The sequence below is a fragment of the Streptomyces sp. NPDC008137 genome, assembly GCF_042957035.1.
In the GTDB taxonomy this organism is placed as follows: domain Bacteria; phylum Actinomycetota; class Actinomycetes; order Streptomycetales; family Streptomycetaceae; genus Streptomyces.
On sequence record NZ_JBIBHN010000012.1, the window covers coordinates 32,752 to 45,081 of the forward strand.

The 12,330-nt window shown below is 73.7% G+C and carries 7 protein-coding genes; all 7 read left to right on the plus strand.

Annotated elements, in window-relative coordinates; translation table 11 throughout:
• Positions 1–2: 2 nt before the first annotated feature.
• Genes ACFZBT_RS20555 through ACFZBT_RS20585 form a run of 7 tightly spaced genes read left to right on the plus strand, consistent with a single transcriptional unit; the run spans position 3 to position 12,311 of the window.
• The gene (locus ACFZBT_RS20555; RefSeq protein WP_391105382.1) at positions 3–338 is read left to right on the plus strand and encodes a hypothetical protein; all 336 of its coding nucleotides are present in this window, start codon (positions 3–5) and stop codon (positions 336–338) included.
• Complete coding sequence (locus ACFZBT_RS20560; protein WP_391105384.1) at positions 335–739, plus strand: GPW/gp25 family protein; 405 nt, start codon at positions 335–337, stop codon at positions 737–739. The genes ACFZBT_RS20555 and ACFZBT_RS20560 overlap by 4 nt, the downstream gene beginning before the upstream one ends.
• Positions 736–3,846, plus strand: a complete 3,111-nt coding sequence (locus ACFZBT_RS20565) for a putative baseplate assembly protein (protein WP_391105386.1) — start codon at positions 736–738, stop codon at positions 3,844–3,846. The genes ACFZBT_RS20560 and ACFZBT_RS20565 overlap by 4 nt, the downstream gene beginning before the upstream one ends.
• The gene (locus tag ACFZBT_RS20570) at positions 3,843–7,664 is read left to right on the plus strand and encodes a putative baseplate assembly protein (protein ID WP_391105388.1); all 3,822 of its coding nucleotides are present in this window, start codon (positions 3,843–3,845) and stop codon (positions 7,662–7,664) included. Before ACFZBT_RS20565 ends, ACFZBT_RS20570 begins: the two co-directional genes overlap by 4 nt.
• A complete protein-coding gene (locus ACFZBT_RS20575; RefSeq protein WP_391105390.1) occupies positions 7,664–9,811 on the plus strand; it encodes a hypothetical protein in 2,148 nt (715 codons plus the stop codon). The genes ACFZBT_RS20570 and ACFZBT_RS20575 overlap by 1 nt, the downstream gene beginning before the upstream one ends.
• 59 nt (positions 9,812–9,870) lie before the next feature.
• Entirely contained in the window at positions 9,871–11,415 is a 1,545-nt protein-coding gene (locus tag ACFZBT_RS20580) for a DUF6519 domain-containing protein (protein ID WP_391105392.1), read from the plus strand.
• Positions 11,415–12,311, plus strand: coding sequence for a peptidoglycan-binding protein (locus tag ACFZBT_RS20585; RefSeq protein WP_391105394.1), 897 nt, complete (start codon positions 11,415–11,417; stop codon positions 12,309–12,311). Before ACFZBT_RS20580 ends, ACFZBT_RS20585 begins: the two co-directional genes overlap by 1 nt.
• Positions 12,312–12,330 lie beyond the last annotated feature (19 nt).

Sequence of the window (12,330 nt, forward strand, 5' to 3'; positions counted from 1 at the left end):
TCTTGTCCGGGAATCTGCTCGACGCGGGCACGGTGATCGGCTGCCCGCACGGCGGCCGGGTCACCGCCGCCACGCCACCCGCCGGGGGCGTACGCGTCGCGGGTGCCGCCGTCGGCACCGCCGCGCACAGCTATGTGGTCACCGGCTGCCCGCACACCGTCGACCGGGTGCCCTCGCCGTGCGCCACCGTCCGGTGGACCGCGGGTGGCACCGGCATAACCGTCGACGGCGCGCCCGTGCTGCTCGACACCTCCGCGGCCCAGTGCTTCAGCGCGGCCTTCGTCCCGCAGGGGCCGCCCGTCGTCCAAGCCGCGCAGCGAAAGGTCACCGTCCGATGAGCCCCGCAACCAGGGCCGGCAGGCCCCGTTCCGACCTCGCCTTCCCCTTCCGTGCCGACCGCCGCGGGCGTACCGCGCACGCCGGACACGGCGAACACGTCCACGACCTGATCGAGCAGTTGCTGTTCACCAGCCCCGGCGAGCGCGTGATGCGCCCCGACTTCGGCTGCGGGCTCCTCGACCTGGTGTTCGCGCCCAACAGCCCCGAGCTGATCAGCACGCTCGAACTCTCCGTGCAGGCCGCGCTGCAGCGCTGGCTCGGCGACCTCATCGAGGTCACGGCCCTCGACATCGTCAGCGAGGGCGGTGAGGACGGCGTCGTCCGCGTGTTCCTGTCGTACACCGTCCGGGCCACCGGCACCCGGCGCGACGACGTCTTCGAAGGGAGGGCCGCCGCATGACGACCGGCACCACAGCGTCCCGCCGCGCCAAGGTGAGGGCCGCCCAGCTCAAGGGCGTCGACACCGTCGAGACCGGCGACGACGGCCTGCTGCTCACCGTCACCTTCCTCGGCAAGGCCCCGCACGGCCTCTGCCCCGAGAACGTCCGCATCGACGGTGGCCGCCGCGTCACCGGCATCACCGCCGTCGACGTCAGCGTCGAACGCGAGGAGGACCCTGAGCTCGACGACCGGCTCTACGTCACCCTCGACCGGGCCGGAGACACCTCCCGCTACCGGCTCTCCCTCGTCGAGACCGACCCGTACGGACGGCCCGGCACCGAGCCGTACCGCGGCTTCGACCAGCGCTACCACAGCGCCACGTTCTCCTTCCGGCCCGACTGCCCCACCCCGTTCGACTGCGAGGACGAGCACCGGCCGGAGCCGGACTTCCCCGCCGCGCCCGTCATCGACTACACGGCCCGCGACTACGACACCATCCGCAAGCTGCTCCTGGACCGGCTCGCGCTCACCACCCCCGAATGGGTCGAGCGCAACCCCGCCGACCTGGGTATGACCCTCGTCGAACTCCTCGCCCACACCGGCGACCAGATCAGCTACCACCAGGACGCGGTCGCCACCGAGGCCTACCTCGACACCGCCCGCCGCCGGGTCTCCGTACGCCGCCACGTGAAGCTCATCGACTACGCGATGCACGACGGCTGCAACGCCCGCGCCTACGTCACCGTCCGGACCGCCGACGACGTCACGCTCGCCCCGGGCACCTTCCGCTTCGCCTCCGTCGACGTACGCAGCCTCGACCCGCACGACCGCCCCGAACCGGGCACGGTGATCGACGAGGCCGACCTCGGCGATCTCGACGAGCGCGGCTCGGTGGAGGTCTTCGAACCGGTCGTCGCCACCGACCCGCTGGAGCTGCGGGTCGCGCACAACGCGATCCGGCTGTGGACCTGGGGCGGCGAGGTGTGCACCCTGCCGCGGGGCGCCACCGCCGCCAGCCTGCGGGACGCCTGGGTGGACCCGGAGACCTGCCGCGAGCGGCGGCTGTCCCTCAGGCCGGGCGATGTGCTCGTCCTGGAGGAGGTGAAGGGCCCGCGCACCGGCACCCCCGGCGACGCCGACCCCGCCCACCGCCAGGCCGTCCGGATCACCTCCGTCACACCCGGACTCGACCGGATCGAGGACCAGCCGGTCCTGGAGATCACCTGGGCCGCCGAGGACGCGCTGCGCTTCCCGCTCTGCCTCACCACCCGCGGCGGACGTGACTGCCTGCCCGTCGAGGACGTCACCCTCGCCCGGGGCAACGTCGTCCTCGTCGACCACGGCCGGACGCTGACCGGCCTGCCCGAGACGGTCACCGTGCCGCCCGTGCCCGCCGTGACCGCCCCCTGCGACCCTCCCGCCTTCGGCTGCCACGACACCGAGGAGGGCAACGCCCCCGCACGGCTGATCAACGTCCTGACGGACAAAGCCGAGTCGGGCCGGGCTCTCGTAGCCGGTGACGTCCGCGAACTCTTCGACGTCGTGGGGGAGGCGGCGACCAACCGCGCCGGACTCGGCCTGGAGAGTGCCGGGCAACGGCACGAACAGGTCGTGCCCGGCACCGCGTACGCCCAGGCCACCGCCCTGCGCACCCTGCTCGCCCAGTCCGTCTACCCCGGCATCGCGCCCCGCTTCCGCCCGGTCCTCTGCCGAACGCCCGTCACCCAGGCGGTGCCCTTCCCCGACCCCGGCACCGTCGCCGCCGGGCAGGCCGAGCGGATCGCGGCCATCCCGGGCCGGGTGCGGCAGCGCCTCGTCGAGCTGTGGCGCAGTGCCCGCGACCGGGACGGACTCGGCCAGGAGGAGATCGCCGAACTCGCCGTGATCTACGGCCTGAACGTGCTGGAGCGGTTCGAACTGCACCGCCACCCGGTCCGCGCCCTGCGCGAACTGCTCTACCGCAGCGACCAGTTGCTCGACACCAAGCTGCGCCGCGCACAGGTCCTCGCCGCCCGGTCCCGGGCGGGAACCGTCCTCGACGGGCACATCGCCTGGGAGATCGCCCACGCCTGGGGCCCGGCCTACGCGAGCGGACTCCACCCCGAGGAGACGGTGCTGCGCGGCTCGGCGACCGCCGCCCTCGCCCAGGACCCGCGCCGGGCGCTGCCCGCCGTCCGCCCGCACGACGGGGAGCAGACCTGGCTGCCGCGCCGCGACCTGCTCGACAGCGGCCCGCGCGAGCGGCACTTCGTCGGCGAACTGGAGGACGACGGCCGCCTCGCGCTGCGCTTCGGGGACGGCCGGCACGGTGCGAGGCCCACCCCGGGCTCCCGCCTGGAGCTGCGCTACCGGCTCGGCGGCGGCACCGCGGGCAACGTCGGCGCCGAGGCCATCAACCACCTGGTCGTGCAGGGCGACTGCGACGCCCCGGCCGCCGTGGTGCGCAACCCGCTGCCCGCCACCGGCGGCATCCAGCCCGAACCCGTCGAGCAGGTACGCCAGCTGGCCCCGCTCGACCTGCGCCGCACCCGGCTGCGCGCGGTCACCGCCGACGACTACGCCGCCCTCGCCGGAGCCCTGCCGGGCGTGCGGCGGGCGGCGGCCGAGATCCGCTGGACCGGTAGCGTCCAGGAAGCACACATCGCCATCGACGCGTACGGCACCGCCGACCCGTCGCCGGGCCTGCTCGACTCGGTCGCCCAGGCCCTGGAGAGCTACCGGCGCATCGGCCACGACCTCGTCGTGGGGCCCGCCCGCGTGGTGCCGCTCGACATCGCGCTGAGCGTCTGCGTCAAGCCCGGCCATCAACACGGGCAGATCCTGGCCGAGCTGTACCGCGTACTCGGCAGCGGACGGCTGCCCGGCGGGCGGCTCGGCTTCTTCCACCCCGACGCGCTGACCTTCGGCGAACCGGTCCGGCTCAGCCGCCTGGTCGCCGTGGCCGCCGCCGTGCCAGGGGTGGAGAGCGTCGAGGTCACCCGGCTGCGCCGGCTGTCCGGACAGGACCGAGGAGAGAGGGAGGACGGCGTGCTGCGGCTCGGCCCGCTGGAGATCGCCACCTGCGACAACGACCCGGACCGGCCGGAGAACGGCCTGCTGGCGATATCCCTGGGAGGTGCCCGATGACGGACCCGCACCCGATCCCCTCGACCGACGACTGCGGCTGCGGCGGCGCCTGCCACGGCGGCCACGACGAGCGCCTCGCGCCGACGCCGCCGCACAACCCGCCCGGCAGAACCGCGCTGGACTACCGCGTCGGCGAGTACGGCTCGTTCCTGGCCGCCCTGCTCGACCGGCTCGCCTCGCCCGCCTACCCGGCGTTGAACCGCCTCACCGTCCGCACCCCGGACGACCCGGCGATCGGCCTGCTCGACGCCACGGCCGTCCTCGGCGACCTGCTCACCTTCCACTCCGAGCGGATCGCCGACGAGGCCTACCTCCGCACCGCCGACGAGCACCGCTCCCTGGTGCTGCTCGGCCGGCTCGTCGGGCACCGCCCGCGTCCCGGTGTCGCCGCCGCCACACATCTGGCGTACACCCTCGAACGCGACCCGCGCGCCGAGGCGCAGAACGTGCTGATCCCGCGCGGCGCGCGCAGCCACAGCGTGCCGGCCTCCGCCGATGAGGCGTCGCTGACGTTCGAGACCGCACGGGATCTGACGGCCCGCTGGGACTTCAACGAGCTGAAGGTCCGTCGACGTCGTCCCTCGCTGCTCACGCCGCAGGACCTCGAGAAGCGCTCCGAGCTGTTCGTCGAGGGCACGGGGCTCTCCCTCCAGAGCGGCGACCAGTTGCTGTTCGTCTTCGGGGAGGGCGCGGGCGGTGCGCGCAAGCTGCTGCCGGTTTCGAAGGCGCGGGTCGACCGGGACGACGAGATCACGGCGATCTCGCTGCCGAAGTCGGCGCCGGCGACCCTTGAGGAACTCCTCGACGAGGTGCGGAGCTGGATCGCGCTGCCCGCGCAGCCCGGTGAGCCGGGGGAGGAGCCGCCCACGCCGGAGGTTCCCAACCCGCGGCCGGTCAGCCGGCTGATCGAGGACTTCGAGGACCAGGTCCTCGAACCGCTGCGTGACGACCTGGAGGAGGTCAAGACGCCCGAGTGGCTCGCGGCGCGGCTTGCCGAGCCTCTTGCCCGGCTCGGTGAGGCGCAGGTGCTGGCTGCTCCGTATGAGGGGGTGGCGGCGTGGTTCGAGCAGTTGGAAGCGGTGCTGGCCGAACTTGTCGAGCGGGCTCTGGAGTTGGCGCCTGCGCAGACGGATGAGGAGGGTGTGGTGGTGGGTGCGCGGCCGTCTGCTGCGCCGTCGGGGCTGGTCGCGCAGTTCCCCGCGCCCCTGAGGGGTGACTCCAACGCCGCTCTGAAAGCCCTGGGCGCTGTACTCCCCGCCCTCCGTGCCACGGCCCCCAACCCCCCTGGCACCCCCCGGCGGCAGCTACCCGGCACCGACACCGCCCGCCTCCTCTCCGCCCTCAACCCCGGCCTCGGCAGTCTCTACCCGGCCTGGCGCACGGCCGCCGCCCCCGGTACCCCGCAGCTGCTGCGCGAGTTGCTCGCGCTGCGCGTCACCGCGGCCCCGTTCGGCGCCACGGCCCCGTTGAAGCCGGTTCAGGACGATCGCGGCCGGGTCATCCGTACCGCCGACTGGCCGCTGACCGGGGCGGTGCTGGCGACCATGCGGGTCGTCTTCGACACGGCGGGAAAGACCCCGGTGCGGGCCGAGTTCCAGTACGTCGAGGGCAGCAGCTCCGACCAGCGCGCGGAGAACCTGCCCGTCGCCCAGCCGGTCACCTTCACCCTCGGCCCCGGTCAGGTCGAACTGTCCGTGCGCTCCGGCCAGGACCGCGACCTGAGCTGGCTCAACCGGCGACCTGCCGACTCCCAGGAGCCCGGCGTCACGGCCCGGCTCCACTCGGGACTGCCCGAGCGCACGCTCTTCGTGTCCCGGCCGGACGACGAAGGCCTGGTCCACGTCGGCGTTCACAACGGCACTTCCGAGCAGATCGCCCTGCGGCCGGGCGCCGGCGAGCAGTTCACGCACGGCGACCACGAGGTCAGCCTCAAGTACACGGTTGGCAGCGCCGAGCCGAACGTCGAGGTCGTCATCGCCAGCAAGCCGGAGCCGGTCAACCGCCGCACCCTCCAGCTGGACACCGTGCACGAGGGCATCACCGTCGGCAGCTGGGTGGCGATCCAGCGGCCCGCCAAGGGAGCCGAGGGCAAAGTGCCCGGCGACCCGAAGCTGGCGTTCGTCACCACCCAGGTGGTGGCCGCGCGTACGGCCGCGTACACCAACTACGGCATCACCGGACGCGGCACCGAACTCACCCTCGCCGACCCCTGGCTGGACGAGTTCGACGTCCTGCTGTCCCACGTCCGCGACACCACCGTGCACGCGGCCGGGGAGCCCCTGCGTCTCGCCGACGAGCCCCTCGGCGAGGACGTGCACGGCAACGAGATCGAACTCGCCGAGCTGTACGAGGGGCTGCGGCCGGGCCGCACGCTCATGGTGACCGGTGAACGCGGCGACATCCCGGGCACGGCGGGCGTCAAGGCCACCGAGGTGGTCACGGTCGCCGCCGCCGACCCCGCGGTCGACCCCCGACTCCCCGGCGACCACGTCCACACCCGGCTCACCCTCACCGCGGACCTCGCCCACCGCTACCGCCGCGAGACGGTCCGCATCCTCGGCAACGTCGTCGAGGCCACCCACGGCGAGAGCCGCGAGGAGGCCATCGGCAGCGGCGACTCCGACCGCGTCAACCAGACGTTCGCGCTCTGGCAGTCCCCGCTGACCTGGCTCGCCGACGACAACCCCCTCGGGGCCACCCCGGTGCTGGAGATCCGGATCGACGGTGTGCTGTGGCGCGAGGTCGACAGCCTGGCCGGGCGCGGCCCCACCGAGCGGGTCTACATCAGCGGCACCACCGCCGACGGCCGGACGACCGTGACCTTCGGAGACGGTGTGCACGGCGCCCGGCTGCCCTCCGGACACGAGAACGTCCGCGCCCGCTACCGCTTCGGCACCGGCAGGGCGGCCAACGTGCCCGCCGACCGCGTCACCCAGCCCCTCACCCGGCCGCTGGGCGTCACCGCGGTCACCAACCCGCGTCCGGCCACCGGCGGTGCCGACGCCGACGGCCCCGGCCTGACCCGCCGTACCGTCCCGCTGGCCGTCTCGGCGCTGGACCGGCTGGTGTCCGAGTCCGACTACGAGGACTTCGCCCGCTCCCGAGCCGGCATCGGCCGGGCCTCGGCACGCGAGCTCTTCGACGGACGGCGGCGCGTGCTGCACGTGACGGTCGCGGGCACGGACGACGTGCCCATCGCCCCGGACTCGGACACCCTGCGCGCCCTGCGGGGTGCCCTCACCGAGTACGGCGACCCCAACCTCCCGGTCCGCGTCGACGGCCGGGAACTGGTCCTGCTGCTGATCGCCGCCCAGGTGAAGGTGGCCCCCGGCCACGCCTGGCAGCACGTCGAGCCGCGCCTGCGGCAGGCCCTGCTGAACCGGCTCGGCTTCGAGGGCCGGGAGCTGGGCCGGCCCGCCCGCCTCTCCGAGGTCCTGGCCACCGCCCACACCGTGCCCGGCGTCGACTACGTGGACGTCGACGTCTTCACTGGTGTGCCCGCCTCCGCCACCCCGGAGGAGCTCACCGATCTGCTCACCCGCCCCGGCCCGCCCAGGGCGACTGTCCCCGCGCACCCGGCGACGTACGACGAGAAGACCCACACGGTCCGTGCCGAGAACGGCGAGACGCTGTCGGAGATCTGCGCGCGCTACGGCGTGCCCCTCGCCGAACTCCTGCGCCTCAACCCCGACATCACCGACACTCGGCGCCTGCCCCGGGGCCGGTCGGTGTACGTCTTGCGCGGCATCCGCCCGGCCCAGCTCGCGCTGCTGTCGCCCCGGGCCGCGGACACCCTGATTCTGACGGAGGTCAAGTGATGTCCCCGGATCCCCAGTTGGAGACGCCGGGCCCGGTGGTGCCCAGGGAGCCGGACGGTCTCGCCGACCTGCTGCCCCGCTGGCACCGGCTGCGCGACGCCGAGGAGGGCGAGCCGCTGCGCGCGTTGCTCGCCGTGATCGCCGAGCAGGTCGACCGCGTCCGCGACGGCGTCCAGCAGGGCTACGAGGACCTGTTCGTGGAGACGGCTGCCCCCTGGGTGCTGCCGTACCTCGGCGATCTCGTCGGCTACCGAACCCTGCCCGGCTACGAACGCGTCCTCACCACCGGCCTGCACGACGGCGGCCGGGCCGCCCTCGCCGAGGCCGTCGCCCCGCGCCGGGACGTGGCCGCCACGGTCGCGAGCCGCCGCCGCAAGGGCACCCTGCACCTGCTGGAGGAACTGTCCGAGCAGGTCGCGGCCTGGCCCGCCCGGGCCGTCGAGCTGTCCCGGCAGGTCGCCCACACCCAGCCGGTGAAGCTGTACGGCACCGGCACCCACCGGGGCGAGCGCGGCCGGCTCACCGACCTGCGCGACGGCGCCGAACTCGCCCTCGGCGGCGGCCCCTTCGCCAACAGCGCCCGTACGGCCGACGTCCGCCGCGCCGAGTCCCGGCACCGGCAGGGCGGCTGGACCCCCGCCGGAGTCGCCCTGTTCGTATGGCGGCTGAAGGCGTACGCGCTGACCCGGACCCCGGCCTACTGCATCGACAGGGCCCGCAACCTCTACACCTTCTCGATCCTCGGCAACGACACCCCGCTGGCCACCAAGCCGTTCCCGGAACCTTCGCCGACACACATCGCCACCGTCGACAACGTCCCGGCGTTCATCACGCGCCGTCTCCTGCACGACCGGCTGCTCGACTACTACGGCCCCGGCAAGAGCTTCGTCATCCGGCGCGACGGCGAGGACAACCCCGTACCGCCCTCGGACATCGTGGTCGCCGACCTGTCGGGCTGGCGCTACCGCCCCAAGCGCGGCCAGGTGGCCGTCGACCCGGAGCTCGGCCGGATCGCGTTCGGCTCGCGGTCCGCGCCCCGGCAGGGCGTCTGGGTGGACTACCACTACGCGTTCCCGGCCGACATGGGCGGCGGCGAGTACGAGCGTGACCGCGAGCCGCGCCCGGACGCGGAGTTCTACCGGGTCGGGCCCGGACAGCCCCACCGGCAGATCATGGACGCCTACCGGGCCTGGCAGCACGACCGCCGGGCCGGCCGCACCGGGCCCGACGGCATCATCGAGATCACGCACAGCGGCGCCTACCAGGAGCAGCTCGACTTCGACCTCGACCCCGGCGACCGGCTCGAACTGCGGGCGGCGGAGGGCACCCGACCCGTCATCCGCCTGCTCGACTGGTACAGCAACCGCCCCGACGCGCTCAACATCCGCGCGGTGTCCGAGGACTGCGCCCCGCACGAGCGGCCGCGTGTCGTCCTCGACGGGCTGCTGGTCGCCGGACGCGGCATCAACGTGACCGGCGCGATGGGCGCCGTCGTCGTACGGCACAGCACGCTCGTGCCCGGCTGGTCCCTGGAGCCCGAGTGCGATCCGCACTCGCCCGAGGAGCCGAGCATCGTCCTGGACCGCACCACCGCCTGCCTCCAGGTCGAGCACAGCGTCCTCGGCACCATCGAGGTCATCGGCGACGAGGTGGGCGAGGACCCCCTCGACATCCACATCCGGGACAGCGTCCTCGACGCCACCGCCGACGACCGCGAGGCCCTGTCCGCCCCGGACTGCCGCCACGCCCACGCCGTGCTGCACCTGCACCGCACCACCGTCATCGGCGAGATCCACACGCACGCGGTGCGGATCGCCGAGAACTCGGTCTTCACGGGGCGGCTCCATGTGGCCCGGCGCGGCATCGGATGCGTGCGCTACTCCTACGTCCCCTCCGGCTCGCGCACCCCGCGCCGGCACCGCTGCGCGGACACCAAGCCGCTGATCGCCTCCCGGCGCTACGGCACGCCCTGGTACGGGCTGTTGGCGGACCGCTGCCCGGAGGAGATCCGGCGCGGCGCGGACGACGGTGCCGAGCTCGGCGCCTTCCACGACCTGTACCGGCCGCAGCGCGAGGACGGTTTGCGGGCCCGGCTCGCCGAGTACACCCCGGCCGGCACCGACGCCGGGATCTTCTTCGTGACGTGAGGCGCGCACCCGCCACCGACCTTGTGAACCCGCACTTCTGAAACAGGGGGACACCCTTCATGCACGCAGATCTCTCCCGCTCCACGTTCCGCCCGGAGCGGCACTACTCGGCGGTCGTCGCCCAGCAGGGCCGCGTCCAGCTCGACGCCGACCTCAACGAGCAGACAGCGATCCAGCTCCACCAGGCCCGGGGCCTCGCCGCCGACCTGATCGGACCGCACGGCGGGCCGCGCGACGCCGCCGGCTTCCGCATCGAGTACGTGGGCGGCAAGCACGAGATCGACACCCTCGTCGTCCACGGCGGCCGCTACTACGTCGACGGCATCCTCTGCGACGCCGACCGCCCGGCGGCCGGCGTGCCCGTCACCGACGAGGTAGGCGAGGAGTCCGCCCCGGAGCCGCCCGCGCAGTGGACCTACTGGGACCAGCCCGACGGCTTCCGCGACCCGGAGAAGCCCGGCGACCGGCTGCCCTCGCCCGCCCAGACACCGTTCCTCGTCTACCTGAACGTGTGGGAGCGGTCGGTCAACGCGGCCGAGGACCCCGCGCTGCGCGAGGTCGCCCTCGGTGCCGCCATGCCCGACACCGCCGCCCGCCTCAAGGTCGTCTGGCAGGTACTGCCGCTGTCCCTCACCGAGCTGGAGATCGAGGAGACCGACCCGTCCAAGGAGGTCGTCCGGGCCGCCTTCACCCGTTGGGCGCAGCGGCAGTCGGCCCCCTCGGCCCGGCTCGCCGCCCGCAGCGAGCGGCCCGGCCACGCCGACGAGGACCCCTGCCTGGTCAAGCCGGACGCCCGCTACCGGGGCCCGGAGAACCAGCTGTACCGGGTGGAGGTCCACGCCGGCGGCGAGGCGAAGGACGCCACCTTCAAGTGGTCCAGGGAGAACGGCTCCGTCGTCTTCCCCGTCGACGAACTCGACGGCACCTGGGTGCGGTTGGCGTCCCTCGGCCACGACGACAAGCTGGACCTGGACGTCGGCGACCACGTGGAGTTCACCGACACCGCCTACGCCTCCCGCCTGGAGCCCCTGCCGCTGCTGCGCGTCGAAGAGCTGGACCTGCCCGGCCGCCGCGTCCGCCTCTCGGCCGAACCGGACCCGGGCGTCGGACGGCTGGCGCATCTCAACCCGTACCTGCGCCGCTGGGACCACCGAGGCGGCCCGAGGCGCAAGGGCCGCAGCACCGACCTGCGCGGCGGGGCGATCCCCGTCACGGAGGGGGAGTGGCTGCCCCTGGAGGACGGTGTCGAGGTGTACTTCGCCAAGGGCGGCGCCTACCGCACCGGCGACCACTGGATCGTGCCCGCCCGCACCGCCACCGGCGGCGTCGAGTGGCCGGTCGACCCGGCCCGCCGCCCGCTGCTGCGGGGACCGGCCGGCATCGCCCGGCACTTCGCCCCGCTGGCCCTGATCAAGGGCGAGGGCAGCGCGGTCGATCTGCGCCTGGCGTTCGGACCGCTGGCGAGCGGCATGCCGGCCGCCGACGAGGCGACGCTCGCCGCGGAAGAACAGGCCCGCCGCGAGGAGCTGGCCGCCGAGGACCCCTCACAGGGGAGGTCCCAGACCACAGCGGAGGCGGAAGCCGCCGTCGAAGGAGACAACTGATGGCCAAGCCGCTCAGCGCGTCGAAGCTGGTGGAGATCCTGCGAGCCGAGGGCGTGACCGTCCACGAGGTCCGCAGCTGGCGCACCCACAACCGCAACAGCAAGGGCCCCTGGGGCCCGGTGAACGGCGTGATGATCCACCACACCGTCACCTCCGGCACCGCCGCCTCCGTCGACATCTGCTACGACGGCTACTCGAGCCTGCCCGGCCCGCTGTGCCACGGCGTCATCGACAAGAAGGGCCATGTGCACCTGGTCGGCAACGGCCGGGCCAACCACGCCGGCCTCGGCGACAGCGACGTCCTGCGCGCGGTGATCAACGAGTCGAAGCTGCCGGGCGACAACGAGGCCGACACCGACGGCAACCGGCACTTCTACGGCTTCGAGTGCATCAACCTCGGCAACGGCAAGGACCCTTGGCCCGAGGCGCAGAAGGAGGCCATCGAGAAGGTGTCGGCGGCGATCTGCCGGCACCACGGCTGGTCCGAGCGCTCCGTCATCGGCCACAAGGAGTGGCAGCCGGGCAAGGTGGACCCGCGCGGCTTCACCATGGACAGCATGCGCAAACGCATCTCCGACCGGCTGAAGGGCGCCGGAGGCGGCACCAAGCCGGCCCCGGACCCCAAGCCCGCGCCCAAGCCGTCCTACGAGCCGTTCCCGGGCGCCGCGTTCTTCCACGTCGGGCAGCGCTCGCCGATCATCACGGCGATGGGCCGCCGCCTGGTCGCCGAGGGCTGCAGCCGCTACGAGGAGGGGCCGAGCCCCGACTGGTCCGAGGCCGACCGCCGGTCCTACGCCCTCTGGCAGCAGAAGCAGGGCTTCTCGGGGCGGGACGCCGACGGCATCCCCGGCAAGCTGACCTGGGACCGGCTGAAGGTGCCGGGGTCCGGGAAATGAGCGCGTGCGCCCCTCGCCG

Coding starts and splice junctions, on each gene's coding strand:
- ACFZBT_RS20560 (WP_391105384.1), top strand. CDS start 335: ATGAGCCCCGCAACCAGGGCCGGCAGGCCCCGTTCCGACCTCGCCTTC.
- ACFZBT_RS20565 (WP_391105386.1), top strand. CDS start 736: ATGACGACCGGCACCACAGCGTCCCGCCGCGCCAAGGTGAGGGCCGCC.
- ACFZBT_RS20570 (WP_391105388.1), top strand. CDS start 3,843: ATGACGGACCCGCACCCGATCCCCTCGACCGACGACTGCGGCTGCGGC.
- ACFZBT_RS20575 (WP_391105390.1), top strand. CDS start 7,664: ATGTCCCCGGATCCCCAGTTGGAGACGCCGGGCCCGGTGGTGCCCAGG.
- ACFZBT_RS20580 (WP_391105392.1), top strand. CDS start 9,871: ATGCACGCAGATCTCTCCCGCTCCACGTTCCGCCCGGAGCGGCACTAC.
- ACFZBT_RS20585 (WP_391105394.1), top strand. CDS start 11,415: ATGGCCAAGCCGCTCAGCGCGTCGAAGCTGGTGGAGATCCTGCGAGCC.